This is a genomic window from Streptomyces sp. NPDC111507, from assembly GCF_055638955.1.
This window is the reverse complement of record NZ_JBVKBU010000001.1, coordinates 41,973-67,920: the sequence shown is the minus strand read 5'-3', so window position 1 is coordinate 67,920 and position 25,948 is coordinate 41,973. Positions and strand designations below refer to the sequence as shown.

The 25,948-nt window shown below is 71.9% G+C and carries 28 protein-coding genes and 1 riboswitch; of the genes, 17 read left to right on the top strand and 11 right to left on the bottom strand.

The genetic code is table 11. The features are described 5' to 3' along the window. Positions 1–54: 54 nt before the first annotated feature. Positions 55–195, bottom strand: a riboswitch (cobalamin riboswitch). Positions 196–306: 111 nt separating this feature from the next. The 3 genes from ACZ7M2_RS00345 to ACZ7M2_RS00335 all read right to left on the bottom strand — a co-directional run bounded on the left by ACZ7M2_RS00345 (position 307) and on the right by ACZ7M2_RS00335 (position 2,762). Continuing rightward, positions 307–531, bottom strand: a complete 225-nt coding sequence (locus tag ACZ7M2_RS00345; protein ID WP_054232266.1) for a hypothetical protein — start codon at positions 529–531, stop codon at positions 307–309. A gap of 12 nt (positions 532–543) precedes the next feature. Further along, positions 544–1,797, bottom strand: a complete 1,254-nt coding sequence (locus tag ACZ7M2_RS00340) for an inorganic phosphate transporter (RefSeq protein WP_471593535.1) — start codon at positions 1,795–1,797, stop codon at positions 544–546. Positions 1,798–2,009: 212 nt separating this feature from the next. After that, positions 2,010–2,762: a lysozyme gene (locus ACZ7M2_RS00335; protein WP_471593534.1), complete on the bottom strand. Its 753-nt coding sequence runs from the start codon at positions 2,760–2,762 to the stop codon at positions 2,010–2,012. A 196-nt stretch (positions 2,763–2,958) separates the two neighbouring features. Here ACZ7M2_RS00335 and ACZ7M2_RS00330 point away from each other — a divergent pair, with 196 nt between their 5' ends. From ACZ7M2_RS00330 to ACZ7M2_RS00320, 3 genes are all read left to right on the top strand, one after another. Then, the gene (locus tag ACZ7M2_RS00330) at positions 2,959–3,675 is read left to right on the top strand and encodes a class II aldolase/adducin family protein (RefSeq protein WP_471593533.1); all 717 of its coding nucleotides are present in this window, start codon (positions 2,959–2,961) and stop codon (positions 3,673–3,675) included. 357 nt (positions 3,676–4,032) lie between these two features. After that, a complete protein-coding gene (locus ACZ7M2_RS00325) occupies positions 4,033–5,157 on the top strand; it encodes an alpha/beta hydrolase family protein (protein ID WP_471593532.1) in 1,125 nt (374 codons plus the stop codon). A 216-nt stretch (positions 5,158–5,373) separates the two neighbouring features. Then, positions 5,374–6,777 (top strand): hypothetical protein, encoded by a 1,404-nt coding sequence (locus tag ACZ7M2_RS00320; protein ID WP_471593531.1) that lies wholly within the window; start codon positions 5,374–5,376, stop codon positions 6,775–6,777. A 34-nt stretch (positions 6,778–6,811) separates the two neighbouring features. Here ACZ7M2_RS00320 and ACZ7M2_RS00315 read toward each other — a convergent pair whose 3' ends face one another. Next, positions 6,812–7,225 (bottom strand): VOC family protein, encoded by a 414-nt coding sequence (locus ACZ7M2_RS00315; RefSeq protein ID WP_471593530.1) that lies wholly within the window; start codon positions 7,223–7,225, stop codon positions 6,812–6,814. A 146-nt stretch (positions 7,226–7,371) separates the two neighbouring features. Further along, positions 7,372–8,262 carry a KPN_02809 family neutral zinc metallopeptidase gene (ypfJ, locus tag ACZ7M2_RS00310; RefSeq protein ID WP_471593529.1) on the bottom strand — a complete coding sequence of 297 codons (891 nt, stop codon included), beginning with the start codon at positions 8,260–8,262 and terminating at the stop codon, positions 7,372–7,374. Positions 8,263–8,504: 242 nt separating this feature from the next. On the opposite strand from ypfJ, the gene ACZ7M2_RS00305 reads away from it, so the two are divergent. From ACZ7M2_RS00305 to ACZ7M2_RS00290, 4 genes are all read left to right on the top strand, one after another. Then, positions 8,505–9,302 (top strand): PQQ-binding-like beta-propeller repeat protein, encoded by a 798-nt coding sequence (locus ACZ7M2_RS00305; RefSeq protein ID WP_471593528.1) that lies wholly within the window; start codon positions 8,505–8,507, stop codon positions 9,300–9,302. 92 nt (positions 9,303–9,394) lie between these two features. Continuing rightward, positions 9,395–10,993 (top strand): ABC-F family ATP-binding cassette domain-containing protein, encoded by a 1,599-nt coding sequence (locus ACZ7M2_RS00300; protein ID WP_352051702.1) that lies wholly within the window; start codon positions 9,395–9,397, stop codon positions 10,991–10,993. A 387-nt stretch (positions 10,994–11,380) separates the two neighbouring features. Beyond that, positions 11,381–11,602 (top strand): helix-turn-helix domain-containing protein, encoded by a 222-nt coding sequence (locus ACZ7M2_RS00295; RefSeq protein ID WP_006123601.1) that lies wholly within the window; start codon positions 11,381–11,383, stop codon positions 11,600–11,602. 146 nt (positions 11,603–11,748) lie between these two features. Next, positions 11,749–12,552: an enoyl-CoA hydratase/isomerase family protein gene (locus ACZ7M2_RS00290; protein WP_471593527.1), complete on the top strand. Its 804-nt coding sequence runs from the start codon at positions 11,749–11,751 to the stop codon at positions 12,550–12,552. Here ACZ7M2_RS00290 and ACZ7M2_RS00285 read toward each other — a convergent pair. Further along, on the bottom strand, positions 12,510–13,292 hold the full coding sequence (locus ACZ7M2_RS00285) for a nucleopolyhedrovirus P10 family protein (protein WP_471593526.1): 783 nt from the start codon (positions 13,290–13,292) through the stop codon (positions 12,510–12,512). The two genes, ACZ7M2_RS00290 and ACZ7M2_RS00285, sit on opposite strands and share 43 nt — an antisense overlap. Positions 13,293–13,378: 86 nt before the next feature. Between ACZ7M2_RS00285 and ACZ7M2_RS00280 the strand changes: the two genes are divergently transcribed. Genes ACZ7M2_RS00280 through amaP form a run of 5 tightly spaced genes read left to right on the top strand, consistent with a single transcriptional unit; the run spans position 13,379 to position 15,766 of the window. Then, complete coding sequence (locus ACZ7M2_RS00280; RefSeq protein ID WP_471593525.1) at positions 13,379–13,867, top strand: Asp23/Gls24 family envelope stress response protein; 489 nt, start codon at positions 13,379–13,381, stop codon at positions 13,865–13,867. 60 nt (positions 13,868–13,927) lie between these two features. After that, positions 13,928–14,113 (top strand): hypothetical protein, encoded by a 186-nt coding sequence (locus ACZ7M2_RS00275; RefSeq protein WP_054232254.1) that lies wholly within the window; start codon positions 13,928–13,930, stop codon positions 14,111–14,113. Between the two features lie 5 nt (positions 14,114–14,118). Next, a complete protein-coding gene (locus ACZ7M2_RS00270; RefSeq protein WP_471593524.1) occupies positions 14,119–14,493 on the top strand; it encodes an Asp23/Gls24 family envelope stress response protein in 375 nt (124 codons plus the stop codon). Beyond that, positions 14,490–15,182 (top strand): DUF6286 domain-containing protein, encoded by a 693-nt coding sequence (locus ACZ7M2_RS00265; RefSeq protein WP_471593523.1) that lies wholly within the window; start codon positions 14,490–14,492, stop codon positions 15,180–15,182. The genes ACZ7M2_RS00270 and ACZ7M2_RS00265 overlap by 4 nt, the downstream gene beginning before the upstream one ends. Beyond that, positions 15,179–15,766 carry an alkaline shock response membrane anchor protein AmaP gene (gene amaP / locus ACZ7M2_RS00260; RefSeq protein WP_471593522.1) on the top strand — a complete coding sequence of 196 codons (588 nt, stop codon included), beginning with the start codon at positions 15,179–15,181 and terminating at the stop codon, positions 15,764–15,766. Before ACZ7M2_RS00265 ends, amaP begins: the two co-directional genes overlap by 4 nt. A gap of 25 nt (positions 15,767–15,791) precedes the next feature. Here the strand turns inward: amaP and ACZ7M2_RS00255 are convergent, their stop codons facing one another. The 5 genes from ACZ7M2_RS00255 to ACZ7M2_RS00235 all read right to left on the bottom strand — a co-directional run bounded on the left by ACZ7M2_RS00255 (position 15,792) and on the right by ACZ7M2_RS00235 (position 20,712). Further along, the gene (locus tag ACZ7M2_RS00255) at positions 15,792–16,547 is read right to left on the bottom strand and encodes an SDR family oxidoreductase (RefSeq protein WP_403692844.1); all 756 of its coding nucleotides are present in this window, start codon (positions 16,545–16,547) and stop codon (positions 15,792–15,794) included. Between the two features lie 15 nt (positions 16,548–16,562). Beyond that, positions 16,563–18,368 carry a glycoside hydrolase family 15 protein gene (locus tag ACZ7M2_RS00250; RefSeq protein ID WP_471593521.1) on the bottom strand — a complete coding sequence of 602 codons (1,806 nt, stop codon included), beginning with the start codon at positions 18,366–18,368 and terminating at the stop codon, positions 16,563–16,565. Between the two features lie 94 nt (positions 18,369–18,462). Continuing rightward, a complete protein-coding gene (locus ACZ7M2_RS00245) occupies positions 18,463–19,254 on the bottom strand; it encodes an SURF1 family cytochrome oxidase biogenesis protein (protein ID WP_471593520.1) in 792 nt (263 codons plus the stop codon). Positions 19,255–19,347: 93 nt separating this feature from the next. Next, entirely contained in the window at positions 19,348–19,581 is a 234-nt protein-coding gene (locus ACZ7M2_RS00240; protein ID WP_054232337.1) for a hypothetical protein, read from the bottom strand. Positions 19,582–19,692: 111 nt separating this feature from the next. Then, positions 19,693–20,712, bottom strand: a complete 1,020-nt coding sequence (locus tag ACZ7M2_RS00235; RefSeq protein WP_471593519.1) for a DEDDh family exonuclease — start codon at positions 20,710–20,712, stop codon at positions 19,693–19,695. A 250-nt stretch (positions 20,713–20,962) separates the two neighbouring features. Between ACZ7M2_RS00235 and ACZ7M2_RS00230 the strand changes: the two genes are divergently transcribed. Genes ACZ7M2_RS00230 through ACZ7M2_RS00210 form a run of 5 tightly spaced genes read left to right on the top strand, consistent with a single transcriptional unit; the run spans position 20,963 to position 25,930 of the window. Beyond that, positions 20,963–21,760, top strand: coding sequence for an acetoacetate decarboxylase family protein (locus ACZ7M2_RS00230; protein WP_385375478.1), 798 nt, complete (start codon positions 20,963–20,965; stop codon positions 21,758–21,760). Beyond that, positions 21,760–22,644: an SDR family NAD(P)-dependent oxidoreductase gene (locus ACZ7M2_RS00225; RefSeq protein ID WP_471593518.1), complete on the top strand. Its 885-nt coding sequence runs from the start codon at positions 21,760–21,762 to the stop codon at positions 22,642–22,644. The genes ACZ7M2_RS00230 and ACZ7M2_RS00225 overlap by 1 nt, the downstream gene beginning before the upstream one ends. A gap of 11 nt (positions 22,645–22,655) precedes the next feature. Next, complete coding sequence (locus ACZ7M2_RS00220; RefSeq protein WP_471593517.1) at positions 22,656–23,939, top strand: amidohydrolase family protein; 1,284 nt, start codon at positions 22,656–22,658, stop codon at positions 23,937–23,939. After that, entirely contained in the window at positions 23,936–25,195 is a 1,260-nt protein-coding gene (locus ACZ7M2_RS00215; protein WP_471593516.1) for an amidohydrolase family protein, read from the top strand. Before ACZ7M2_RS00220 ends, ACZ7M2_RS00215 begins: the two co-directional genes overlap by 4 nt. A 24-nt stretch (positions 25,196–25,219) precedes the next feature. Next, positions 25,220–25,930, top strand: a complete 711-nt coding sequence (locus ACZ7M2_RS00210; protein WP_352051716.1) for a VIT1/CCC1 transporter family protein — start codon at positions 25,220–25,222, stop codon at positions 25,928–25,930. Positions 25,931–25,948: the final 18 nt, after the last annotated feature.

Genomic DNA, 25,948 nt, shown 5'->3' with positions numbered 1-25,948 from the left:
CTTGGGCAGCCGCGCATGGCGTTATGTCCTCACTCAGGGTGTCCACGCCCTGGTTCGACGAGACCGGCGGGGAGAGTTCCTGGCTCCCGGGGAGTTCCTTCCCCGGTCACAGTGGCGGGACCGCGCCGGATTCACACCGGCTTCCTCTTCTGTCGCCGTACTTGGCTCCGGCAGTCCACCACGGGTTGGAAGACCCGTCAACTTGCTGTTGACCTGCGCGGGGAGAGTGTGCGAAGGCCCACATACAGGTGGGGTGCGGGACGGTGATCCGTCCCGCACCCCACGCGAAGTGACGCCCGTTTTGGGTTACTTGCCGACGATCAGGAAGATGCCGTACGCCACCGCCGCGGCGCACGCCGCGAAGCAGACGTACGCGCCGGTGACCGCGAGGGTCGCGGAGCCGCCCTGGGCGGACGCGGACTCGCGCTTGGAGAGTCCGACGATGCCGAGGGTGAAGAGGCCGACGAGGCCGACGGTGGTCACGAGGCTGACTCCGAAGACGGAGCCGAGGGCTGCCCAGTCGATGTGCATGCTGTTCTGTCCTTACACCGTGGCCGGGCGGGTGGGCTCCGCGTCCGGGGACGGGATGGTGGTCTTCAGGTCGCCGGACAGGCCGCCGGTGACGGGGCCCGCGGGCGGCGGGGTGACGGCGGCGACCGCGGCGGTGACGACGCCCGCGGGTTCGGCGTCGACGTCGTCGACGTCGTTGACGTTGTCGACGGTGACCGGCTGGCGGCGGGAGAGCTTCCAGATAGTGCCGGCGCCGGCGACGAGCAGCGCGCCGGTGAGGACGATGCCCCAGGTGCCCTGCTTGGTGAGGAACTCGGCGGAGGCACCGGCCAGACCGGCGGCCGGCAGGGTCAGGCCCCAGGCGACGAACATCCGGGTCGCGGTCGACCAGCGGACCACGCCGCCCTTGCGGCCGAGGCCCGAGCCCATCACGGCGCCGGAGCAGACCTGGGTGGTGGAGAGGGAGAAGCCGATGTGGGAGGAGGCCAGGATGGCCGTCGCGGCGCTGGTCTGGGCGGCGAAGCCCTGCGGCGGCGCGAGGTCCGTGAGGCCCTTGCCCAGGGTGCGGATGATGCGCCAGCCGCCCAGGTAGGTGCCGAGCGCGATGGCCGTACCGGCCGAGACGATGACCCACAGCGGGGGGTTCGAGCCCGGGGCGATGACGCCGCCGGTGACCAGGGCGAGGGTGATGATGCCCATCGTCTTCTGGGCGTCGTTCGTGCCGTGCGCCAGGGAGACCAGGCCGGCGGAGGCGATCTGGCCGGCGCGGTACCCCTTGGCGGTCGCCTTCTCGTCGGCGCGGTTGCCGATCCGGTACGTCAGCCGGGTGGCCAGCGTCGCGGCGAGTCCGGCCACGATGGGCGCGGCGACCGCGGGGATCAGCACCTTGGTGACGACGGTCGAACCGTTCACCGACGACCAGCCGGCCGACATGACCGCGGCGCCGATCAGGCCGCCGAACAGTGCGTGGGAGGAACTGGAGGGCAGACCCAGAAGCCAGGTCAGCAGATTCCAGAGGATGGCGCCGACGAGCGCCGCGAAGATCACCTGGACGCGTATGCCCTCTTCGTTGATGATCCCGCCGGAGATCGTCTTGGCGACCTCCACGGAGAGGAACGCGCCGACGAGGTTCAGCACGGCGGACATGGCCACCGCCGTCTTGGGCTTCAGAGCGCCGGTCGAGATGGTGGTCGCCATCGCGTTGGCAGTGTCGTGGAAACCGTTCGTGAAATCGAACACGAGAGCGGTGACGATCACGATTCCGAGGAGGAGCGTGATGTGTTCCATTTACCCAGGCTTCTGTTTGACGTCAGTGGCAGGTGGACCGTAGGCAACCTGAGTGAACGGAAGATGAACTGGGGCGGGCGTTGGGGTGTACCAAACGGTGGACCGCCCCTCCGCTTGTGATGACCAGTGTGCGGGAGGGGCGGTCCGACGGTTTACCAGATGTTCGAACGGAGGCGGAATATCGGGTTCCGCCGGAGGTTGTTCGAGGGCTTCTAGCCCGCGGCGAACTGCTTGAGCCGGCTCATGGATCCGTTGAAGAGATTCTGGTCACCCGGGAGCGTGCCGTTGTTGTCGTACTGCCAGAACGTCCACGTCGACCAGCCGGCCGGCAACGCGCCCGTGTCCGCCGAGTCGTAGCGGGCGAGCCAGAGGGCGTGGTTCGCGGCGAAGGCGCCGCTGCCGCCGGTGCAGGTGTTCCACCAGTGGGTGGTCGTGTAGATGACGGGACGGCGGCCGGTCTCCCGTTCGAGTTCGTCACTGAACGCCTGGATCCAGCTCACGATCCTGGCCTTGCTCAGGCCGTAGCACTTGTGCTTCTTGTCGTACGGGTTGTACTCCATGTCGAGCGCGGGCGGCAGCGTCCAGCCGTCCGCGCGCCAGGCGCCGCCGTTGCGCACGAAGTACGCGGCCTGGGTGGCGCCGGACGACTTGTCCGGCACCGCGAAGTGGTAGGCGCCGCGCAGGATCCCCGCGTCGCGCGCTCCGTCGTACTGCCGGCCGAAGTACGGATTGCGATACGTGTGGGACTCGGTCGCCTTCACATAGACGAACCGGGCGCCCTTCGCTTTCGCGCTCTGCCAGTCGACGTTCTTCTGGTGCGAGGAGACGTCGTGGCCCTTGGGGTTGGCCGCCGCGGCGACCGGGGTCCCGGTGAGGACGGTCCCCGCGGCGGTGAGCGCCGCCACGGCGGCCGCCGCCGCGAGGACGCGGGCACGGCGAAGAAGTGGTTTGTGGTCACGAGCCATGTTTCCCCCCGGAATGGCGACGTGCGTGACAAATCCCCCAGAGGCTATTGGAAGATCGTTGAAAGCCCGTCGATCGCCAGCCAATCACCCGTGGAGGGCGATATGCGCTGCTATGTGCCCTTACGGACGCTTGTCTTCCGCCCTAAAGTGCCCTCACCGGCAGGGGGTTGACGTCCCTGCCTGGCAGGATCGCCACATGGCTGAGCAGCGGCGGGACGCACGGGAAGCGCGGGACGTGGGGGAGAGCGCGCGCGAGCGGGAGGTGGCGGCCGCGTGGGGCGAGCTCGTCGCGACGGCCCGCCGGACGGTGGCCGACGGGCTTGTCGTCGGTACGTCGGGCAACGTCTCCGTCCGGGTCGGCGACACGGTCCTGGTCACACCGACCGGAGTGCCCTACGACCGGCTCGGGCCCGAAGACGCCGTCGGAGTGGACCTCGAGGGCCGGCAAGTCCTCGGTTCGCTCGTTCCGACGAGCGAACTGCCGATGCACCTCGCGATCCACCGCGCCACCGACGCGCGGGCCGTCGTCCACACCCACGCCGCGCACGCGACGGCCGTCTCGACCCTCGTCCCCGAACTCCCCCTGATCCACTACATGGCGGGCGCCCTCGGCGGACCGGTCCGAGTTGCCCCCTATGCGACCTACGGCACCCCGGAGTTGGCCGAGAACATGCTCCAGGCCCTCACCGGCCGCACGGCCTGCCTTCTCCAGAACCACGGCACCATCGCCTACGGAGCCTCGCTGTCCCAGGCGTTCGACAGCACCGCCCAACTGGAGTGGATGTCCCGCGTCTGGCTCCTGGCGTCGTCCGTGCCCGGCCTGTCCCCGACGCTGCTCTCACCGGAACAGGTGGGCGAGGCGGGGGAGCGGCTGGGGCGCTACGGACAGGGCGACGGGGCCGGGCCCCGCTGATCCGGCTCGGCGTACCGACCTGGCGGTGCGGCGTACCGACCTGGCGGTGCGGCGTATCGACCAGGTGGTGCGGCGTATCGACCCGGTGGTGCGGTGGCAGCGGACCCGGCGGTGCGGTGGCACCGGATCTGGTGGTGCGGTGGCAGCGGACCTGGTGGTGTGGGTTGTGCCGACCTGGCAGTGCTGTGGCACCGGACCCGGTGGTGCGGTGGCAGCGGACCCGGCGGTGCGGGTGCGTGCCGACCCGGCGGTGCCGGTGCGGGCGCGGTGCCGGAGAACGAGCCCGCGCACCCCGAGGCGGCAGTCCACCGCCCGCTCCGGCTGGCCGACCGGGGGCCGCGCCGGGAGACTGAATCCGTGCGTACTGTCAAAGCGACGGCCGCGGCCGTCTCCGTAGCCCTGGCCGCGGGCGCAGCCTCCGTGGCGGCGGGCCGGTTCGCCAGCGACGCCGCACTGAAGGCGCCGCCCGGCAGGCCACTGCCCACCGAGCCCCGGCTCACCGTGCACTCCACGGCCGCGGGCCGGATCACGCTCACCCGCGACCTGGCCTCCCTGCGCCCGGGACGGTACGGCCTCACGGGCGACGGCTCCCACGCGGTCGTCGGCCCCGTCCTGGACGACGCACGCCACACCGCCGACACGGTCGTACGCCGCCTCGAACGCGTCACCCACGGCACCCTGGAGTCCGGCGACAAGGCATGGCTCACGCCGAACCTGCACATCGGCAACCCCAGCAGCGCCCTCGGTCTCGACCACGCCGACGTGGACGTCCCCGGCGAGCTCGGCCCGCTGCCCGCCTGGTTCGTGCCCGGCACCCGCGACACCTGGGTGATCACGGCGCACGGGCTCGGCACCACCCGCGAGCACCCCATGAACGTGATGGAGTTCCTGCACCGCAACCAGCTGCCCGTGCTCGACCTCGCCTACCGCGGCGACCTCGGCGCACCCCGCTCCCCGGACGGCCTCAGCCACCTCGGCGAGACCGAGTGGCGCGACCTGGACGCCGCCGTGCGCTACGCCGTGCGCTACGGCGCCGACCAGGTCGTCCTGTACGGCTGGTCCATCGGCGCCACCATGGCCCTGCGCACCGCGGCGCACTCCGCCCTGCGCGAGCGGATCTCCGGGCTGATCCTGGACTCGCCCGTCCTCGACTGGGGAGCCACGCTGCGCGCCCTCGCCTCGGCCCGCCACACGCCCAGCGTCCTGCTGCCCCTCGCGGTCCGTGCCGCGCAGGGCCGCACCGGTCTTTACGGCGACCGCATCCAGGAGGCCGCCGACCCCGGCCAGCTCAAGGTCCCGACCCTGATCGTGCACGGCCCGGACGACACCATCGCCCCCTGGGGCCCCTCGCGCCGCCTCGCCGAGAGCCGCCCGGACCTGGTCACCCTGCACACGGTCCCGAACGCCTCCCACGGCGCCATGTGGAACGCCGCCCCCCACTACGAAGAGGCCCTACGCCGCTTCCTCACCCCTCTGATGTAGCCACCCCTGCCTACGACCGCATGCCCCGGCGGAGCCACCCCGCACAGCCCTCCGGCGGAGCCGCCCACCAAAGCTTCCGGTTGGGCCCCGGTCAACTCGTGCGAGGCCTCGCTCACACGTGTCGAGCCCCCTCGGAACCCTGTCCATTGGCCACCCCTGTCGCCTGCTGTGACATTCCGTTTGGGTTTTCGGACCGTCAACCGGAAGACTGCACCCGTGACGTCCCGTAACCCGCGCGACTCCAGGCTCCGAATCGTCCGCTCGCGCCCCCTGGCTTCCGCCCCTCGAGCGGTGACCCAGCGCAGCTCGCGCCGACCCGCACCCCGGCCCCCCGAGGGCACCCCGCCCCCCGCTGAACTGGCCCGCATGGCCCGCACCGGCCTCGCCGCCGCGGCCCGTGTCGCCCGCTGGGCCGACGCCTCGCTCGGCCCGGGGAGCGACGGCGCGACCCCCGACGGCAAGGGCACCCTCGCCGACGCGACCGCGGAACGGGCCGCCGAGGAGTTGGGCCTGACCCCGGCTCAGGTCCGCGCGGACTGGGACACCGCACGCCTCGCCGGCCTCGTCGAGGTGCACGGCGACATCGCCCGCCCCGGCTGGCGACTGCGCGCCTGGAACCGTGACGACAGCGCCGTCCTGCGCGGCTGGGTCGCCCTCTTCGACGCCTGGTCGCTCGCCCACCCCGAGCCGGCCGAGCGCGAGGCGTCCGCCGTCGCCGAGGTCGTCTCCGCGATGCCCCAGGTGCTCTCCTTCCTTCAGCTCTCCGCCGGGCCCGTCCCCATGGAGCAGCTCCTCGACCTCCTCGAACAGCGCGTCACCGAACTGCGCACCGAGCGCTGCGAAATCCCCTACGGCCCCCAGCCGGAGCCCGTCCCGGAGGCCGCCGAGATCGCGGACGCCCCCCTCGATCCCCTCCTCGACTGGGCCCTGCACGCGCTCGCCTCCGTCGGCGCGCTCACCTGCGCCGACGGGCAGGCCACGCTCACCCCGCTCGGCAGCTGGGCGGTCTGGGTCAAGCTGGAGCAGATCTGCGTCGCCGCGCAGAGCCCCGCAGGGAACATCGAGCAGCCCGCCTCGGACATGCTCCGCGGCTGCGCCCAGCTGCGCCCGAACGCGGCCCGCGCCGAGTACCGCGCCTGGCTCGCCGCCCGCCCCGTCGGCAGCGCCGTCACCGAACTCCTCGAAGCCGCCCGCGGCGAGGACGCCCTCACCCGCGGCCTCGCCTTCGAGGCGCTGCGCGTGGTCGGCGCCCCCGCCGAGCCCGACGTACGCGCCGTGGCCGACGAGTCCTGGCTGCGCCCGTACGCCCTGCTGTGGCTCGCCGAGCACGACGGCCACGACCCGGAGGACGCCCACGAGGTCCTCACCCGCGAAGAGTCCACCTGGCTCTGGGTCGACACCGCCGCCGCCGTCGCCGACCACGGTGAGGCGCCGCTTCTCGTGCGCCATCTGGAGTCCGCCGTACAGCCCACCGTGCCCGTGCTCCTCGACGAGGTGCGCGCCGTCGGCCATCCCCGCACCGTCCAGGTCCTGGTCGCGCTCGCCGCCGCCCACCCGGACCCGGCCCTCGCCAAGGCCGTACGCCGCGCCGCCTTCCAGGTCCACACCGGAGGCAGCTAGGGCCTGTCGTGTGGATCAGGCCTGGGCCGCGGGGTCAGCCCCGTATCTCCGGGGCGTACGTGCCGAAGCTCCAGATGTTGCCCTCGGCGTCCCGGGCCAGGTAGTCCCGCGAGCCGTAGTCCTGGTCGGTCGGGGGCATGAGAATCTCCGCGCCGTGGTCCACGGCGCGCTGGTGGTGTGCGTCGACGTCGTCCACGACCACGTACACCCCCGCGGGGCCCGCGTCCTTCATCGCGCCGTCGAAGACGCCACCGCGGCCCTTGGAGCCGAGCATCACCGCGCCGTTGCCCTGGACCAACTCGGCGTGCATCACCGTGCCGTCCTCACTCTCGTACACCGAGGCCTCCGAAAAACCGAAGGTCTCCGTCAGCTGCCTGATCGCCGCTTTCGCGTCCGCGTACAGCAGCGTCGGGTAGATGCTCGGGCGCCCGCCGTCCGTACCTGCCATGCCGATCACTCCCACCGGAACTCGTCCTGCTGGGCCGGAATGTCACCCGCTGCCCAGTCTTGCACCGGCCACTGACAACGCCCCGGAGAGCCGACGCCGCCCGGAACGCGCCGCATCCGCGGGCTTCTCCTCGCCCGTCCGACCACTCAGCGGAAGGTGTTGCACTGCGCCATGTCGCCGGTGCGATAGCCCTGGTAGAACCACTGCTGCCGCTGCGCGGACGAACCGTGCGTCCACGTCTCCGGGGTCACCCGGCCCTGGAACTCCCGCTGGACCCGGTCGTCGCCGACGGCGGCCGCCGCGTCCAGCGCGTCCCGGATGTCGACCGGAGCGAGCCTCTTGAGCAACGGCCCGCCCGTCGACGGGTCCTTCGTCGTCGTCGCGTGGTGCGCCCACACCCCGGCGTAGCAGTCCGCCTGCAGCTCCACTTTCACCGAGTTGCTGCTAGCGCCCGTGACACCGCTCTGGGCCCTGCCCAGCGTCCCCATCAGGTCCTGCACATGGTGCCCGTACTCGTGCGCCACCACGTACGCCTGCGCGAACGGCCCGCTGCTGGAGCCGAACTTGGTCTGCAGGTCGTCGAAGAATCCCAGGTCCAGATAGACCTTGCGGTCAGCGGGACAGTAGAAGGGCCCGACCGCCGAGGTCGCGGTGCCGCACGCGGTGTTCACCCGCCCGCTGAAGAGGACGGTCTGCGAGCGCGTGTACGTACCGCCGCGTCGTGCGAACTCCTGCGCCCAGAAGTCCTGCACGCTGTTGACCACCGCCACTGTTCGACAGTCCTCCCTGGCGTTCGCATCCCGCCCCTTCCGGCAGGTCTGCTTGAGCTGGTCGAGCGAGGAAGTGGTCACCGCGGGCTGGTCGTTGCCGGAGGACAGCCCGAGCTGCTCGGGCCCGACTCCGAAGAACAGCCCGAGGATCAGGGCGATCAGACCCGCGATGCCACCCCCGACGGTCGCCCTGCCACCAGGGATCCGACTGCCGCGCACATCCTGCACGTCGGAGGTGTCCAGGTCGGCGTCGTCGTCGAACTGCATGGGGCACACCACCCTCTGCGTACGGCTTCGCACCTCGGCGTACGTCGTTCCGTGGCGCCATCCTCGTACGCACTCACGGGTCCGGCGCCGGGCGGAGGGCCGAACGGGCGACGCGCCCCCGCCGCCCGCCGTGTCCCGACGGGCGTTCCGACCGCCCACGCCTACGCTCTGCGCCTGATCCGTGCGCCTGGACGGCCGGACAGGTCCTAGGAGCGGCGAGCGGTGCCGATGGGGGCGAGGTGATGGCTGTGCCGGTCGCGGCGGCGGAGGCGGAACAGACCGCCCCGGCGACCACGGACCCCCCGGCCCCCCGGCTCCGTTCCCCAGGCGCCCGCCGCCGCGCCGCCCGCGCCCTGCTCCCCGTCGCCGTCGCCCTGCTGCTCACCGCCGCCCACGAAGCGCGCCCCGCGCCCTACGGAGACCGCCTCATCGCCCACACACGCGTGGCGCACGGGCACGGGACACGACAGCCCCCGCTGCGCGCCACGAAGGCGGCCGTCGAGGCCTACGACGGGGCGACCGGCCACCCCCGCTGGACCTACGCGCGCGAGGGCCGCCGTCCGGTGGCCGTGCTTCCCGCGCGCGGGCACGCGATCGCGCTGTGGGACGACGGACTGGTCACCGACACCGCGCGCGGCGACGGCAGCGCCGTGCGCTGGCACCGGGCCCTTCCCGGGGCCGCCGGGTGGCTCGCGGACCACGGGGCGAGTGGGGTGCTGCGGCCCCTGGGCACCCGCATCCTCGCCGTGATCACCCCGCGGCGCGTCGCCGCCTACCGCATCGCCGACGGCGACCTGCGCTGGACGCTGCCCGCCCGGTACGGCTGCTCCTTCGCCCCCGAACGTGCGTTGCGTCACGGCGAGGCGCTCCTGATCGCGCAGCCCTGCGCCACCGGCGACAGCTGGACCACCGAGCTCGTCGCCGTCGACGACCTGGGCAGAATCACCCCGCACCGCACGCCGCTGGGCAACGCGTGGCAGGGCGAGCGTCACAGTGCCGGACTCGCTCACCCACGGAAAGTGGTTGCACGGCCCCGTTAGACTGGGGCCCATGGCCATTCTCCTCGCGCATTAGACGGCGGGAACGTCCTCAGCCGTCCACCCCGCCAACCACCCTGCCCTGGAGTCTGTCCGTGATCTCCGCCTCCGGTATCGAGCTGCGCGCCGGCGCCCGCATCCTCATCGAGTCCGCCACCTTCCGCATCACCAAGGGCGACCGTATCGGCCTGGTCGGCCGCAACGGCGCGGGCAAGACGACCCTGACGAAGGTCCTGGCCGGCGAGGGCATCCCGGCCTCCGGCACCGTCGCCCGCTCCGGCGAGGTCGGCTATCTGCCCCAGGACCCCCGCACCGGTGACCTCGACGTCCTCGCCACCGACCGCATCCTCTCCGCGCGCGGCCTGGACACGCTGATCCGCAAGATGCGGGAGAACGAACAGCGCATCGCCAACGGCTCGGGCGCCACCCGCGAGAAGGCCATGCGGCAGTACGAGCGCCAGGAGACCGAGTTCCTCACCAAGGGCGGTTACTCCGCCGAGGCCGAGGCCGCCACCATCGCCGCCGCGCTCAACCTGCCCGACCGCGTGCTCGGCCAGCCCCTGCACACGCTCTCCGGCGGTCAGCGCCGCCGTGTCGAGCTGGCCCGCATCCTGTTCTCGGACGCCGACACGCTCCTGCTCGACGAGCCGACCAACCACCTCGACGCCGACTCGATCGTCTGGCTGCGCGACTACCTGAAGACCTACCGCGGCGGCTTCATCGTGATCTCCCACGACGTCGACCTCGTCGAGACGGTCGTCAACAAGGTCTTCTACCTGGACGCCAACCGCGCCCAGATCGATGTCTACAACATGGGCTGGAAGCTCTACCAGCAGCAGCGCGAGGCCGACGAGAAGCGCCGCAAGCGCGAGCGGCAGAACGCCGAGAAGAAGGCCGCCGCGCTGAACTCGCAGGCGGACAAGATGCGCGCCAAGGCCACCAAGACGGTGGCCGCGCAGAACATGGCCAAGCGTGCCGACAAGCTGCTGGCCGGCCTCGAGGCGGTCCGCGTCTCCGACAAGGTCGCCAAGCTGCGCTTCCCGGAGCCCGCGCCCTGCGGCAAGACCCCGCTGATGGCCGAGGGACTGTCGAAGTCCTACGGCTCGCTGGAGATCTTCACCGATGTCGACCTGGCCATCGACAAGGGCTCGCGCGTGGTCATCCTGGGCCTCAACGGCGCCGGCAAGACGACCCTGCTGAAGCTGCTCGGTGGCGCCGAGCAGCCCGACACCGGCGAGATCATCGAGGGCCACGGCCTCAAGCTCGGGTACTACGCGCAGGAGCACGAGACCCTCGACCCCGAGCGCACGGTCCTGGAGAACATGCGCTCCGCCGCCCCCGACCTGGACCTGGTCGAGGTCCGCAAGACGCTCGGCTCGTTCCTGTTCTCCGGCGACGACGTCGACAAGCCGGCCGGCGTTCTCTCCGGCGGCGAGAAGACCCGGCTCGCGCTCGCGACCCTCGTGGTCTCCTCGGCGAACGTCCTTCTCCTCGACGAGCCGACGAACAACCTGGACCCGGCCAGCCGCGAGGAGATCCTCGGCGCGCTGCGCACCTATAAGGGCGCCGTCGTCCTCGTCACCCACGACGAGGGCGCCGTCGAGGCGCTCCAGCCCGAGCGGATCATTCTGCTGCCGGACGGTGTCGAGGACCTGTGGGGCTCCGACTACGCGGACCTCGTTGCCCTCGCCTGAGCCCTCGTACGGACTCCGGGACCGCCCCGGGGCTGCCGTCAGCACGACGTGATCGAATGACTGATCCACTGCGTATGGATCATTCGGCCGATCCGTGATCCATCATCTGTGTGAGATCTCCTCGTACCGAGGTGTGTCCTACATTCATTTCGCGGCCGAGTCCTTTGTTCCCAAGGGCTCGGCCGTCTTGCGTCGCTGACCTGGTACTTCACGGAAGAACCCGTTCGGTCGTACGGACAGCGCAGTGCGGACCCTGTGATTCCACTTGTGAGGACGGGCTCCTGTCGTCAAAACCGTGTCTCACGGACCTTGCCGAATGGGTGGCCATGAAGGCCTTGAGGGGTGATCATGAGAAGTCCAGAGCGCACTTCCCATGAGGAGGCACGGGTGGCCGAGACTCTGAAGAAGGGCAGCCGGGTAACCGGCGCCGCGCGCGACAAGCTCGCGGCAGACCTGAAGAAGAAGTACGACTCCGGTGCGAGCATTCGAGCGCTGGCCGAAGAAACCGGCCGTTCGTATGGCTTCGTGCACCGGATGCTCAGCGAGTCGGGCGTCACGCTGCGAGGGCGTGGCGGAGCGACGCGGGGCAAGAAGGCCGCCTCGGCCTGAGGCCGGGCGTCCCCATCGGCTTCGGTGGTGGCCACCCGGTCGGTCGGGTGATCGACCGGGTGGTTACTGTGCAGTCACTTAGGTGTGTTCCTCGTGCCCTTCACGAGGTACGCGTCTGATCCGACCGCACCCATCGGAGGCAGCTCATGGCTTCGCTCGACAAGGATCTTGACCCCGTACTCGACAAGGACGGCGTACGGCTCACCGTCGACGACGCGATCGCCACGGTGACGCTGACCAATCCGGCCAAGCGCAACGCCCAAAGTCCTGCTCTGTGGCGGGCGTTGACGGAGGCCGGGCGGTCGCTGCCGGGCACTGTCCGTGTGGTGGTGTTGCGTGCCGAGGGCCAGTCGTTCTCGGCCGGGCTCGACCGGCAGGCGTTCACGCCCGAGGGGTTCGACGGCGAGCCGTCGTTCATCGACCTCGCGCGCGGGGCCGACGCCGAGCTCGACGCGACCATCGCCGAGTACCAGGAGGCGTTCACCTGGTGGCGGCGCAGCGACGTCGTGTCCATCGCCGCCGTGCAGGGGCACGCCATCGGTGCGGGTTTCCAGCTGGCGCTCGCCTGTGACCTGCGCGTCGTCGCGGACGACGTGCAGTTCGCCATGCGCGAGACCAGCCTCGGGCTCGTTCCCGACCTGACGGGGACGCATCCGCTGGTGAGCCTGGTCGGATACGCCCGTGCGCTGGAGATCTGCGCCACGGGCCGCTTCGTGTCGGCCGAGGAGGCCGAGCGCATGGGGCTCGCCAATCTCGCGGTGCCTGCCGACCAGATCGAGGATGCCGTGCGGGACCTCGCCGGTGCGGTGCTGGCCGCGCCTCGGGACGCGGTCGTCGAGACCAAGGCGTTGCTGCGGGGGGCGCAGGAGCGGACGTACGAGGAGCAGCGGGTCGCCGAGCGCGCGGCTCAGGCCCGGCGGCTGCGGGATCTCGCCGGTCTGGGGGAGTGAGGTCGTCCTTCCTGGGCGACGGACGTCACCAGTGCCGTCACTGACGGAGTGTCGGGGAGGGCGTCCGCGACCGCCGCTCTGACGGCTCTTGCCACGTCCACCGTTCGCTCCGTCGCCGCGACCGCCAGTTCGACGCGGACGTGGCGGCGGGCGAGGGCGGGATCCTCGCCGGGGACGTTCTCGATGTGCACCGGCCGGCCCAGGACGTCCGTCAGGTGGAGTACCCCCGGCACGGACAAAGCGGCGGTGGCCGCCCGGGCCTCGTCGGGCGCCGTCGGTACGGCGGCCGGAGACGGGGCGGCGTGAGGTACGGCGGTCGGCGGCGCGGAGACGTCCCCCAGCTCCGTCACCTTCAGGTCGATCTCCGTGACCGTCAGGCCGAGGGGTTCGGCCGCCTCGGCCAGGGTCACGCGCAGACGGGCCGCGGTCGCGGGCAGCGGCTCGACGCCGGGGGCCGTCGGATCCGCCCCGGCCGTGAACTCCGCGACGATGCGCAGGGGGCCGGGCGGCAGCGCGCTGGGCGGCGGCGGTACGACGGGTTCGTGGACCAGGTCAGGGTCCGCGAGGGCGATCCGGAGCGTGCCGAGGCGGACACCGGGCACGCCGGCCGCCGCGCGCCGCAGGTATGTGTCGGCCGCCTCCTCGGCGATCCAGGCGCCGTCCCGCGGGTGCCCGAGCGGGAGCAGGCGCCCGAGCCCGAGCTGCCGCCGTACCGCCTGCGTCCATCGATCCGCGGTCATTGCTCCAGCCTGCCGCATCCCTGGCGCGCGAGCCCGCAACCGCACCTACTGTGGGCAGGGAGGACGACCGAAAGGGACGTACGGCGATGACCGACATGACGGAGCAGAACCGGACGGACAGCGCCGGGAGCGAGAAGGAGGCCCCCCAGAGCCGCAAGCCCGGGGTCACCAAGCGCGGCGGCGGTGATCCCGCGACGCGGGGGCGGACCACGATCGCCGACGGTGTGGTGGAGAAGATCGCCGGGCTCGCCGCCCGGGACGTGCTCGGCGTGCATGCGATGGGCAGTGGGCTGAGCCGGACTTTCGGGGCCGTGCGCGACCGAGTGCCAGGGGGGTCGAAATCCGTCTCGCGCGGCGTCAAGGCAGAGGTCGGGGAGCTCCAGACCGCGCTCGACCTGGAGATCGTCGTCGAGTACGGCGTGTCGATCGCGGACGTCGCCCGTGCCGTGCGCGAGAACGTCGTCGCGGCCGTGGAGCGCATGACGGGACTCGAGGTCGTCGAGGTCAACATCGCGGTGAGTGATGTGAAGCTTCCCGAGGAAGAAGACGAGGAGCCGGAGGCGCGGCTCCAGTGACCGGCCCGGCCGCGCAACGGCCCACGACACCGTGGCTGTCGAACCGCTGAGGAGTGCACCATGAGCTTGGCCGTGATCGGCATGATCGCCGGAATGGCGCTGGGCTTCGCCGGGTACTTCGGGGGCTTCGGGGCCTTTCTGCTTGTGGCCGCCCTGGGTGCCGTCGGGTTCGTCGTCGGACGATTCCTCGAGGGGGACCTGGATCTCGGTGACTTCTTCCGTCCCCGCGACGACCGGCGGCGGTGACGCCCGTGACCGGCCCGCTCGGCGACACCCGACGTCCCCTGACGGCCGTCGAGGCGGGCGCGCGCGGCGCGACCCGGATCGCCGACCGGGTCGTGGCGAAGATCGCCGCGCAGGCCGCCCACGAGGCCCTGGACCCGCTGCCCCCGGACGCCGTCCCCCCGCACGCGACGGTCGTCGTCCACCACGAGACCGCCCGCGTCCGCGTCCACCTCGAACTCGGCTACCCCACCGACATCGGCGCCCGCTGCAACGCGGTGCGTCGTCATGTCGCCGAGCGGGTAGACGCGTTGACGGGGATGGAAGTGCCGGAGGTGACGGTCCACATCGAGCGGCTGCACCTGGTACCGGCGACCGCCGCGGCACAGGGGAGGACGCGATGAGCGAGCCCCAGGGCTCCGAGAACACCACCCGACGCATGCCCGTCCTGGAGAAGACCGACGCCGGCCCACCGGCCGAGGACGAACTCGACCAGTCCGCCTCCGCGGCCGACTACGACCCGCCGCCCGCCGTCGACGACGCGAACGGCGGGCAGGGCCGGTTCTGGTCGGCGCGCCGCGTCCCCGCGGGGATCGTCGCGCTGCTGGTCCTCGTGGGTGCGGGCGTCCTGCTGTACGACGTCGCGGCCGTACGTGCCCACCGGCCCGCCTCGCACTGGCGCAGGTTCCTCGCCCGGCAGCTCGCCGAACGGCCCCTCGACGACACCTGGGTGCTCGTCGGCGCCGGCCTCGCCGCGGCCCTCGGACTCTGGCTGATCGTCCTCGCGGTGACGCCGGGGCTGCGCGACGTCCTGCCGATGCGGCGCACCCATCCCGACGTACGGGCCGGGCTGCACCGGGGCGCCGCCGCGACGGCGCTGCGCGACCGGGCCATGGAGGTCTCCGGGGTGCGGTCGGTCCGGGTACGGATGGGGCGCAGGAAGGTCGACGTGCGGGCGGTCTCGCACTTCCGCGCACTCGACGACGTACGGGCCGACCTGGACGCCACGCTCGCCGACGGCATCCGGGGACTCGGGCTCGTCCGGTCGCCCGCCCTGTCGGTGCATGTCGCGCGTCCGGGCCGGAAGGGGTGAGGGCGGTGCTCAGGATCGTCAACCGTGTCCTGCTGGGAATCGTCGGGCTCGCGCTGCTGGTCGTCGGCGGCTCCGTGCTCGCCGTCGGACTGGGCGTGCGGCCGCCCTCCTGGTGGATCCACGACGGGCGGCACGACGTGCTGCTGAGTGCCGCCCGACGGACCCGGTGGCGGGACCAGGGCTGGTGGTGGCCGACCGTCATCGCCGTTCTCGCCGTCGTCGTCCTGCTCAGCCTGTGGTGGCTGTCGGCCGTGCTGCGGCGGCGCCGGCTCGCGGAGGTGCTCGTCGACACCGGTGACGGTGAAGGGGCGCTGCTGCGCGGGCGGGCCCTGGAGGGCGTACTGGCCGCCGAGGCGGGACGGCTGGACGGTGTCGAACGGGCCGAGGTCCAGCTGACCGGGCGGCGCGGCGCTCCCGGGACCCGGGTCCAGCTCCTGCTGGAACCGCATGTCGATCCCGGGCAGGCGCTGCACCTGCTGACGACGGAGGCCCTGGCGCACGCCCGGGACTCCGCGGGCCTCGCCGCGCTCCCCGCGGAGGTACGCCTGCGCGGGGTCAAGCACCGGGCCGAGAGGGTGAGTTAGTCGCCCAGGTGGTGCCCGAGCGGACTCAGAACCCGCTCCGCACGCCGCCGTCCACCGGCATCATGAGGCCCGTCAGATACGACGCGGCGGGCGAGAGCAGGAACGCCGCCGTGCGGCCGAACTCCTCCGGGGTGCCGTAGCGGCGCAGCGGAATCCGCGACTCGTTGGCCGCGCGGGTGGCCTCCGGGTCGGCGGAGAGACCGTCGAGCTCGCGCACGCGGTCCGTGTCGATGCGGGCCGGGAGCAGGCCCACGACACGGATGCCGCGCGGGCCCAGCTCGTCGGCGAGGGACTTGGCGAACCCGGCGAGACCGGGGCGCAGACCGTTGGAGATGGTCAGGCCCGGGATGGGCTCGTAGACCGAGCCGGAGAGCACGAAGCCGATGACGCCGCCCTCGCCGAGCTCCGCGGCGGCCGCGCGGGCCAGCCGGACCGCGCCCAGGAAGACGGACTCGAAGGCGGCCGTCCACTGCTCGTCCGTGTTGTCCGCGACGAACCCGGGCGGCGGGCCGCCGACGCTGATCAGGATGCCGTCGAAACCGCCGAAGTGCTCGCGGGCCGCCGCGATCAGCCGGCCCGGGGCCCCCGGGTCGGAGTTGTCGGCGGCCACCCCGACCGCGTTCGGGCCGAGCGCGGACGCCGCGTCGGCGGCGGTCTTCTCGTCCCGCCCCGTGACGATCACCTTCGCGCCGTCCGCGGTGAGCTCGCGCGCGGTGGCGTTGCCCAGGCCACGGGTGGCTCCCGTGACGACGTACACACGGTCCTTCAGTCCAAGATCCATGGCCCCCATCCTCCCCTATCCGGTCGCCCCGGTTCCTCCCGGATGCGCTTCACCGAACAGGTGGAAGGCGGTCCCCACCAGGCCGAGGTGGCTGAACGCCTGCGGGAAGTTGCCGAGCTGGCGGCGCGCGACGGGGTCGTACTCCTCGGACAGCAGCCCCACGTCGTTGGCCAGGCCGAGCAGCCGTTCGAACAGCTCGCGGGCCTCCTTCGTACGGCCCGTCATGTGCAGCGCGTCCGCGAGCCAGAACGAGCAGACGAGGAAGGTGCCCTCGCCGCCGGGCAGCCCGTCGACGTCGACACCCTCGTCGCTGTAGCGGCGCAGCAGGAAGCCGTCGCGTGCGAGCTCGGCGCGCACCGCGTCGATGGTGCCGACGACCCGGGGATCGTCGGGCGGCAGGAAGCCGACGCGGGGGATGAGCAGCAGTGACGCGTCCAGTTCGCGTGACCCGTAGGACTGCGTGAAGGTGTTGCGTTCTCTGTCGAAGCCGTGCTCGCACACCTCCTTGTGCACCTCGTCGCGCATCGTGCGCCAGCCCTCCAGGTCGCCGGCGAGCTCCGGTTCGCTCTCCAGCGCCCGGACGGCCCGGTCGGCCGCCACCCACGCCATCACCTTCGAGTACACGAAGTGCCGGCGTGGGCCGCGCACCTCCCAGATTCCCTCGTCCGGCTGCCGCCAGGCGGTCCGCAGGAACTCCATCAGGGCGCACTGCAGGCGCCACATGTGCGGTTTGGACGGCAGGCCCGAGCGCCGGGCCAGCGTGAGCGAGTCGATGACCTCGCCGTACACGTCCAGCTGGAGCTGCTTCACGGCCTCGTTGCCGATCCGGACCGGGTACGAGCCCCCGAAGCCGGGCAGCCACGGCAGCTCGAACTCGGGCAGCCGGCGCTCACCGGAGAGGCCGTACATGATCTGCAGGTCCGCGGGATCACCCGCGACCGCGCGCAGCAGCCAGTCGCGCCAGGCCTCGGCCTCCTCGTGGTACCCGGCCGACAGGAGCGCGCCCAGGGTGAGGGTCGAGTCGCGCAGCCAGCAGTAGCGGTAGTCCCAGTTGCGGACGCCGCCGAGTTCCTCCGGGAGCGAGGTGGTGGGGGCCGCGACGATGCCGCCGGTCGGGGCGAAGGTGAGGGCCTTCAGGGTGATCAGGGAGCGCACGACGGCGTCGCGGTGCGGACCGTCGTAACGGCAGCGTGCCGCCCACGCCTGCCAGTCCTCGACGCTGGAGCGCAGTGCCTCGTACGGGTCGACGAGCGGCGGGCGCGACTGGTGCGAGGGGTGCCAGGTCAGGACGAAGGCGACCTTCTCGCCCGCCTCCACGGTGAACTCCGAGTGGGTACGGAAGTCCTTGCCCCAGGTGCGTACCTCGGGTTCGCTGCGCAGCCACACCGAGTCCGGGCCCGCGACCGCCACCCGCTGGCCGTCCGCCTTGCGCACCCACGGCACGACGGAGCCGTAGTCGAAGCGCAGTTGCAGTGTGCTGTGCAGCGTCACCCGGCCGCTGAGCCCTTCGACGACGCGGATGAGGTCGGGGGCGTGCTCGCGCTGTGGCATGAAGTCGCTCACGCGGACCGCGCCCTCGTCCGTCTCCCATTCGGAGTCGAGCACGAGCGTGTCCTGCCGGTACGCCCGCCGGGTGCAGGGGCCCGCCCCCGCGGGTGAGATCCGCCAGCGACCGTGGTTCTCGTCGCCGAGGATCGCGGCGAAGCAGGCGGCGGAGTCGAACCGTGGCAGACAGAGCCAGTCGACGGATCCGTCCCGGCCCACCAGCGCGGCGGTCTGTTCGTCCCCGATGAGCGCGTAGTCCTCGATACGTGGGTGCACGTGGGGCGAGTTCCCGGCGAAGGCCGGGGCCAATCGGGTCGGGGGCCGACCGGGTGACACCGATCGAGGAAGTACGGGCGCGGCGGGCCAGGGGTCAGGCGGCCACCGTGGCCGCTTCCGGTGTGGTCGCGGAGGCGGCGGCCTCGGCCCGGTCGCGGCGCTCGCGGCGGACCAGGGCCCACCAACCCACCGGGACGGCCGCGGCGAACAGCCACCACTGGATCATGTACGCGTAGTTCAACGGGGCGTCCTCGCTACCGGGGTCGGAGATCTGCTCCGGGGTGTCCCCCTTCGGCTCGGGCGCGGTCTGTTCGACGTAGCCGCCGAGCACCTGGGCGCCGAGCCGCCGCGCCTGCTCCTCGCTGTTGATCAGCATGATCTGCCGGTCCGGCAGCCCCTTGATGTCCTTGATGCCGCTCGCCGCGGTCGTCTCGTCGGCCATCAGCCGCCCGGTGATGGTGGTCCGGCCGGCGGGCGGTGCGGGGATCTTCGGGAACGCGGTCTGCGCCCCGTTCGTGGGGATCCAGCCGCGGTTGACCAGGACCACCTTGCCGTCCGTCAGGACCAACGGGGTGAGGACGTGGAAGCCGACCTCGCCGTCGGCATTGGTGCGGCGCCTGATGACGACTTCCCGGGCGGTGTCGAAGGTGCCCGTCGCGGTGACGGTGCGGTACTTCTCGGTGCGGGTCACGGCGTGTCGGGGGGAGGACAGCTTCTCCACGGGTACCGGCTTGGCGTGCAGCGCGTCGGCCACCAGCTGGTTGCGGGCGCTGCGCATTTCGTAGCGGTGCATCTGCCAGATGCCCAGCTTGATCATGGTGGGGATCAGGAGCAGGGCGATCAGGGTGAGGATCACCCACTGCCGGGACAACAGGAAGCGGTACACCCCACGACCGTACAACTCGGTCGTGGGGTGTATTCAGGGGGGTGCGCGTCGACACGACGGGAACGTGTGCTCCCGGACCGTTGCGCCCGGCTCTCAGACCTTGTCGATGATGCCCACCTTGCCCTCCGCGCGGGCGCAGTGCGCGCCGCAGAACCAGTGGCCCTCGACCTCGACGCCCTGGCCGATGATCTGCACGCGACAGTGCTCGCAGATGGGGGCCATCCGGTGGATCGCGCAGGAGAAACAGTCGAAGACGTGCACCGCGCCCTGCGCGTGCACCTCGAAGGTCATGCCGTAGTCATTGCCGCACACTTCGCATCTCGCCATGCGCCACAGGGTGAGGTGCCGACGCGGCGCGGGCGAGCGGGCGCCGGGCGAGTCGCCCGGCAATCACCCGTACGTCCGTCAGCGACCCCGGCCCCTCTTCAGCCCCCGGGGTCACTTCTCCGAGGCCGGCGCCACGTCCCGCAGCAGCTGGCCGAACGCCGCCTCGTCGATCACCGGTGTCCCGAACTGTTTGGCCTTGACCACCTTGGACGTACTGGAGTCCGGATCGTTGGTGACGAGCAGGCTGGTCAGCCGGGACAGACTCGTCGCGACATGCAGGCCGGCCTCGACGGCACGGTCCTCCAGCAGCTCGCGGTCGACGGACGTGTCCCCGGAGAACGCGACCCGCATACCCTGCTTGAGTGGTTTGTCCGCTTCGTAGCGACCAGGGTTGGGATAGGGGCATGCGGGGCGTTTGCGTGAGGGCCGCCAACTCCCGGACGGGTAGCCACCGGACGCGTACCCGCCGGACGAGTGGCCACCGGGACCGGACTGCCGTACGATCCGCGGTGCCGCGGGGCTCTCGGACCACTCCTTGAGCGGCCGGCACTCCAGGAGCGGCAGCCGGATGCCGTCCCGCGCGGCGGCCCGCAGGCTCGGCCGGAACGCCTCGGCCAGCACGCGCGCGTCGTCCAGCGCGTGGTGCGCCCGCTGCTGTACGACACCGAAGTGCGCGGCCAGCGACTCCAGCTTGTGGTTGGGCAGCGGCAGGCCCAGTTCCTTGGAGAGCGCGATGGTGCACAGCCGCTGGCGCACCGGTGCCTCACGCTCCGCGCGCGCGTACTCCCGAGCGATCATCGACCAGTCGAAGACCGCGTTGTGCGCCACGAGCACCCGGTCGGCGAGCCGGTCGGAGAACTCCTCGGCGATGTCCTGGAAGAGCGGGGCGCCTTCGAGCACCTCGGACGTCAGACCGTGGATCCAGACCGGGCCCGGGTCCCGCTCCGGGTTGACCATCGTGTACCAGTGGTCCTCGACCTCGCCGCGCGCGTCCAGCCGGTAGACGGCGGCCGAGATGATCCGGTCGTCGCGGGCAAGGCCGGTGGTCTCCACGTCGACGACCGCGTACCCCTGCGGATACGCGGCCGGCCAGGGGGCTGGTGACGCTGCGGTCGTCAGGTCTTCGAGCATGGTCACTGAGGATACGGGCCCTGACTGACAGTCCGGTCCCCACCTTCCAGGAACCGACGGACGGTCCGGCCCCCGGAGTTGACGCGGCCGGCGGGGGACAGGGGTGCCTTCTGTGGCGCGGGTCACCGGTTGGTCCGGCCCGGCGCACGGCCCGGGCGCATGGCTGACGCATGGCTATGGACCTTTCGACGGTGTCCTGCAAGCGTGCTCCGCGCCCCAGCAGGTAGCGCCTACGAAGGGCGGTACGGACATGGCACGAGTGAGGTACGGCGCACGGACCGAGGCGGAGATCGCCGCCGCGCGCACCGCGAGCGCCAAGCTCCCCGACATCTGGTCCACGGGTGTGGTGGCCGTCTGGGAGAGTGATCCGGACGCGGTCGCGGCGGTCCTGCCACCCCCGCTCAAACCCACCGGGCGCCCCCTGGTCCGGGTGAACATCAGCAAGGTGGACCTGCCGGGTTATCCGCTCGGCGCGGGCTCGTTCGCCGTCGCCGCGGCGCACGACGGCGTCGAGGGCTGGTACCCGCTGGTCATGCCGATGACCCACGAGCGGGCGCTCATCGGCGGCCGCGAGGTCTTCGGGGAGCCCAAGAAGCTCGGCGAGGTCACCGTGGAACGCGACGGCCTCGTCGTACGGGCCGCACTCGCCCGGCACGGCATCGCCTTCGTCGAGGTGCGCGGCGCGGTGAGCGGTGACCTCCCGCTGCCCGAGCCCGCCCGGAAGACCGACTTCTACTTCAAGTTCCTTCCCGCGGTGGACGGTTCGGGCTTCGACGTCCACCCCGTGCTCGTGCACTGCGTACGCAACGAGAAGGTGCGCAGGCTGGAGCGCGTCACCGGGGACGTCGTGCTGCGCGAGTCGATGTACGACCCGGTCGCCGACCTCCCCGTACGCGAACTGGTCGAGATCACCCTCGGCGAGAAGACCACCGACCAGACGGGCCGGGTGGTCGAACGCGTCAGCGCCCAGGCCCTGTTGCCCTACATCCATCAGCGCTACGACGATCCGCGGCAGATCCTCGACGGGCCGCCGGAAGGGAGCGCCTGATGGAACTCCGGGCGGGGCAGGTCGCCGTCGTCACCGGCGCGGCGAGCGGTATCGGGCTCGCGATGGCGCGCCGGTTCGCGGCGGACGGTCTGAAGGTGGTCCTCGCGGACGTCGAAGAGGGTGCCCTGGAGAAGGCCGCCGCCACGCTGCGGGAGGACGGGGCGCAGGTGCACGCGCGCGTGGTGGACGTCTCGGAGCGCGAACAGCTCGACGCTCTCGCCGCCGAGACGTACGAGAAGTACGGCGCCGTGCATGTCCTGTGCAACAACGCGGGAGTCGGCTCCGGCGCCGAGGGCCGCATGTGGGAGCACGATCCGAACGACTGGAAGTGGGCCTTCGCCGTCAACGTCTGGGGTGTCTTCCACGGCGTCCAGGCCTTCGTGCCGCGGATGATCGCCGGCGGGGAGCCGGGCCACGTCGTCAACACCTCGTCCGGCGACGGCGGGATCGCCCCGTTGCCGACCGCCTCCGTGTACGCCGTCACCAAGGCGGCCGTCGTGACGATGACCGAGTCCCTGTACGCGCATCTCAAGGCGGAGCACGCGCGCGTGGGGGCGTCGGTGCTCTTCCCCGGGCCCCACATGCTGCGTACCGGCCTGTGGGAGTCGCACCGCAACCGGCCCGAGCGCTACGCGAAACAGCGCCCCAGGAAGACCCCCTACCGCAGCCTCGACCAGTGGGAGGCAGCGATGAAGGAGGCGGGGCAGGAGGTGCGGTTCACGCCGGTGGAGGAGGTCGCCGCCCTGGTGGCGGACGGCATCAGGGAGGGCCGGTTCTGGCTGCTGCCCGCGAGCGAGCACAGCGACCGGCAGATCCGGTCCAGGTCGCAGTCGATGCTCGACCGGGCCGACCCGTCGTACCTAGAGCACTTCATCCTGGACTGAGGAGGCGGGCGATGACCGAGCGGGACCCCTATCTGATCATCTCCTCCGACTGCCACGCCGGGCTCCCCACCGAGGAGTACCGGCCCTACCTGGACTCCCGGTTCCACCGGGACTTCGACGAGTTCCTCGCGGGCCAGGGCCGGCGCCGCGAGGAGATGAACCGGCTCGGTATCCGCAACGAGGCGTTCGCCGACCGCTGGTTCCAGGACAACGAGGAGGGCCTGCGCGGCGGTTGGGACACCGCGCAGCGCCTCAAGGAGCTGGACGGCGACGGTGTGGCGGGGGAGGTGGTCTTCCCGGACGCCGACGCCGTGGACAGCCGCACGGCGGCCCCCTTCGGCGTGGGCCTCGGTCTCTCCGGCGACCACGACCCGCAGCTCGGCATGGCGGGCGCGCAGGCCCACAACCGCTGGCTGGCGGAGTTCGTCGGGGAGAACCCCGAACGGCACTGCGGGGTCGCCCTGTTGCCGATCACGGCGGCCCCCGACGCGGTCGTCGCCGAGGTGTACCGCGCCAAGGAGTCGGGACTCGGCGCCCTGATGATCCCCTCCATGTGGGTCGACAAGGAGCCCTACCACGACCGCCGTTACGACCCCGTGTGGGCGGCCGCCGCCGAGTGCGCGATGCCGGTGGTCACGCACTCCGGCGCGGCCCCGCGCCACGAGTACGGCGACCACCTGGGGATCTTCGTCTCCGAATGCACCTGGTGGCCCGCGCGCCCCCTGTGGTTCCTGCTCTGGTCGGGCGTCTTCGAACGCCACCCGGGGCTGAGGTTCGGGGTCGCGGAGTCGGGCTGCTGGTGGCTGCCGAACCTCCTCTGGTTCATGGACCGCCTCTACCTGGGCGCGCACGGCGGCAAGAAGCTGTCGCCCTTCGAGGAGCTGAAGCGGCCCCCGCACGAGTACCTCGACCGCCAGCTCTTCATCTGCGCGACGAACACCAAGCGCCGCGAACTCGCGCAGCGCTACGAGATCGGCGTCGACAACATCCTCTGGGGCAGCGACTTCCCGCACCCCGAGGGAACCTGGCCCGACACCCGCGCGTGGCTACGGCGCACCTTCCACGACATCCCGGTCGCGGAGACCCGCCGCATGCTCGGCCTCGCGGCCGCCGAGGTCTTCGGCTTCGACGTCGAGCGGCTGACCCCGCTCGCCCGGCGCATCGGCCCGACCCCGGCCGAACTCGGCCAGAGCGACGACCAGACGGCCGTGGCGGCGTCCTGGGCACGCTCGCGCGAGGTGGGCCGCCACTGGCTGACCGACCACGACTTCCCGGTCCTGGGGACGACGCCGTGAACGCCCCCACGAACGACCCCGTGACCGACCGCTACACCGTGATCTCGGCGGACTGCCACGCCGGAGCGGACCTCCTGGACTACCGGCCCTACCTGGCGAAGGAACACCACGAGGCGTTCGACGCGTGGGCGGCCACGTACGTCAACCCGTACGAGGACCTGCTCGCCGACACCGCCGACAAGAACTGGAACTCCGCACGGCGCCTGGCGGAGCTGGAGGAGGACGGCATCGTCGCGGAGGTGGTGTTCCCCAACACCATCCCGCCCTTCTTCCCGTCGGCCGCCCTGATGGCGCCGGCCCCCACCGTCGAGGAGTTCGAACGGCGCTGGGCGGGCCTGCGCGCCCACAACCGCTGGCTCGCGGACTTCTGCGCCGCCGCGCCGGGCCGCCGCGCGGGTGTCTTCCAGATCCTCCTGAACGACGTGGAGGAGGCGGTGAAGGAGATCAGGTGGGCCTCCCGGGCGGGCCTCAGGGGCGGCCTGCTGCTCCCCGGCACCCCACCGGGCTCGGGACTGCCCGAGCTGTACTCGTCGACGTACGACCCGATCTGGGCGGTCTGCGAGGAGCTGGGCGTCCCCGTGAACCACCACGCGGGCTCGGCGTCGCCGCCCCTGGGCGAGGAACCGGCGGCCCGCGCGGTCTTCATGGTCGAGACGACCTGGTTCTCCCACCGCGCGCTCTGGCACCTCATCTTCGGCGGCGCCTTCCGCCGCCACCCCGGTCTGAGACTGGTGCTGACCGAGCAGGGCTCGGGCTGGATCCCCGGGGTGCTCGACATGCTGGACTACTACCACGGGAGGCTGTCGGCGGCGGCGACGAAGAGGGCGAAGAGGCCGACGGCGGAGTCGAAGTTCGGCGCGGGACTCGCGGAGGCGATGGGCAAGGGCCCCTCGGACGTCTGGCGGGACAACTGCTTCGTCGGCGCGAGCTTCATGCGCCCGCACGAGGTGCCGCTGCGGGCGCGGATCGGCGTCGACAAGATCATGTGGGGCAGCGACTACCCGCACGACGAGGGCACCTACCCCTACTCCCGGGAGGGCCTGCGCTGCGCGTACGCGGGCGTGCCGCGCGAGGAGGTCGCCGCGATGGTCGGCGGGAACGCCGCCCGGGTGTACGGCTTCGACCTCGACGCCCTGGACGCCCTCGCGGCGAAGGTGGGACCGACCGTGGCGGAACTGGCCGAACCACTGACGCGACCCCCGGCGGACGCGACGAGTCCGGTGTTCGCGCGGGGAGCGTCAGTACGGGTCTGGTGACGCGCCAGGTGGCATCCTCCCCGTGTGACGGTACCCATGCACGACGAGGCCCACGAAGGCACCCTCGGCTCCCGCCTGAACTGGCTGCGGGCCGCGGTGCTGGGCGCCAACGACGGCATCGTCTCCACCGCCGGCCTCGTCGTCGGCGTGGCCGGCGCCACGGACGACCGCTCCGCGCTGCTCACGGCGGGCCTCGCGGGGCTGCTGGCCGGGTCCATGTCGATGGCGGCGGGCGAGTACGTCTCGGTCTCCACCCAACTGGACTCCGAGAAGGCCGCCCTGGCGCTGGAGCGACGTGAACTGCGCGAACAGCCGGCCGCCGAACTCGAGGAGCTGACCGAACTCCTGGAGCAGCGCGGCCTGACCCGCGAGGTGGCCCGCGAGGCGGCCGAGCAGCTCACGGAACGCGACGCCCTGAAGGCCCACGCACGCGTAGAGCTCGGCATCGACCCCGACGACCTCACCAACCCCTGGCACGCGGCCTGGGCGAGCTTCCTCTCTTTCACCGTGGGCGCCCTTCTCCCCCTCCTCGCCATCGTCCTGCCACCGGCGGCCTGGCGCCTGGGCGTCACCGTGCTCTCGGTACTGGCCGCCCTGGTCCTCACCGGCTGGCTGAGCGCCCGCCTGGGCTCGGCGGACCCGGGCCGCGCGGTACTGCGGAACGTGGGCGGGGGTGCGCTGGCGATGGGGGTCACCTATGCGGCGGGGGTGCTGTTGGGGGCGGCCGGGGTGTGACGAGCACCGGGTGAACAT

Bases quoted from the DNA above. Each gene is read 5' to 3' on its own strand.
- ACZ7M2_RS00345 (WP_054232266.1), bottom strand. From the start codon at position 531: ATGCACATCGACTGGGCAGCCCTCGGCTCCGTCTTCGGAGTCAGCCTC.
- ACZ7M2_RS00340 (WP_471593535.1), bottom strand. From the start codon at position 1,797: ATGGAACACATCACGCTCCTCCTCGGAATCGTGATCGTCACCGCTCTC.
- ACZ7M2_RS00335 (WP_471593534.1), bottom strand. From the start codon at position 2,762: ATGGCTCGTGACCACAAACCACTTCTTCGCCGTGCCCGCGTCCTCGCG.
- ACZ7M2_RS00330 (WP_471593533.1), top strand. From the start codon at position 2,959: ATGGCTGAGCAGCGGCGGGACGCACGGGAAGCGCGGGACGTGGGGGAG.
- ACZ7M2_RS00315 (WP_471593530.1), bottom strand. From the start codon at position 7,225: ATGGCAGGTACGGACGGCGGGCGCCCGAGCATCTACCCGACGCTGCTG.
- ypfJ (WP_471593529.1), bottom strand. From the start codon at position 8,262: ATGCAGTTCGACGACGACGCCGACCTGGACACCTCCGACGTGCAGGAT.
- ACZ7M2_RS00305 (WP_471593528.1), top strand. From the start codon at position 8,505: ATGGCTGTGCCGGTCGCGGCGGCGGAGGCGGAACAGACCGCCCCGGCG.
- ACZ7M2_RS00290 (WP_471593527.1), top strand. From the start codon at position 11,749: ATGGCTTCGCTCGACAAGGATCTTGACCCCGTACTCGACAAGGACGGC.
- ACZ7M2_RS00285 (WP_471593526.1), bottom strand. From the start codon at position 13,292: ATGACCGCGGATCGATGGACGCAGGCGGTACGGCGGCAGCTCGGGCTC.
- ACZ7M2_RS00280 (WP_471593525.1), top strand. From the start codon at position 13,379: ATGACCGACATGACGGAGCAGAACCGGACGGACAGCGCCGGGAGCGAG.
- ACZ7M2_RS00275 (WP_054232254.1), top strand. From the start codon at position 13,928: ATGAGCTTGGCCGTGATCGGCATGATCGCCGGAATGGCGCTGGGCTTC.
- ACZ7M2_RS00265 (WP_471593523.1), top strand. From the start codon at position 14,490: ATGAGCGAGCCCCAGGGCTCCGAGAACACCACCCGACGCATGCCCGTC.
- ACZ7M2_RS00255 (WP_403692844.1), bottom strand. From the start codon at position 16,547: ATGGATCTTGGACTGAAGGACCGTGTGTACGTCGTCACGGGAGCCACC.
- ACZ7M2_RS00240 (WP_054232337.1), bottom strand. From the start codon at position 19,581: ATGGCGAGATGCGAAGTGTGCGGCAATGACTACGGCATGACCTTCGAG.
- ACZ7M2_RS00235 (WP_471593519.1), bottom strand. From the start codon at position 20,712: ATGCTCGAAGACCTGACGACCGCAGCGTCACCAGCCCCCTGGCCGGCC.
- ACZ7M2_RS00230 (WP_385375478.1), top strand. From the start codon at position 20,963: ATGGCACGAGTGAGGTACGGCGCACGGACCGAGGCGGAGATCGCCGCC.
- ACZ7M2_RS00225 (WP_471593518.1), top strand. From the start codon at position 21,760: ATGGAACTCCGGGCGGGGCAGGTCGCCGTCGTCACCGGCGCGGCGAGC.
- ACZ7M2_RS00220 (WP_471593517.1), top strand. From the start codon at position 22,656: ATGACCGAGCGGGACCCCTATCTGATCATCTCCTCCGACTGCCACGCC.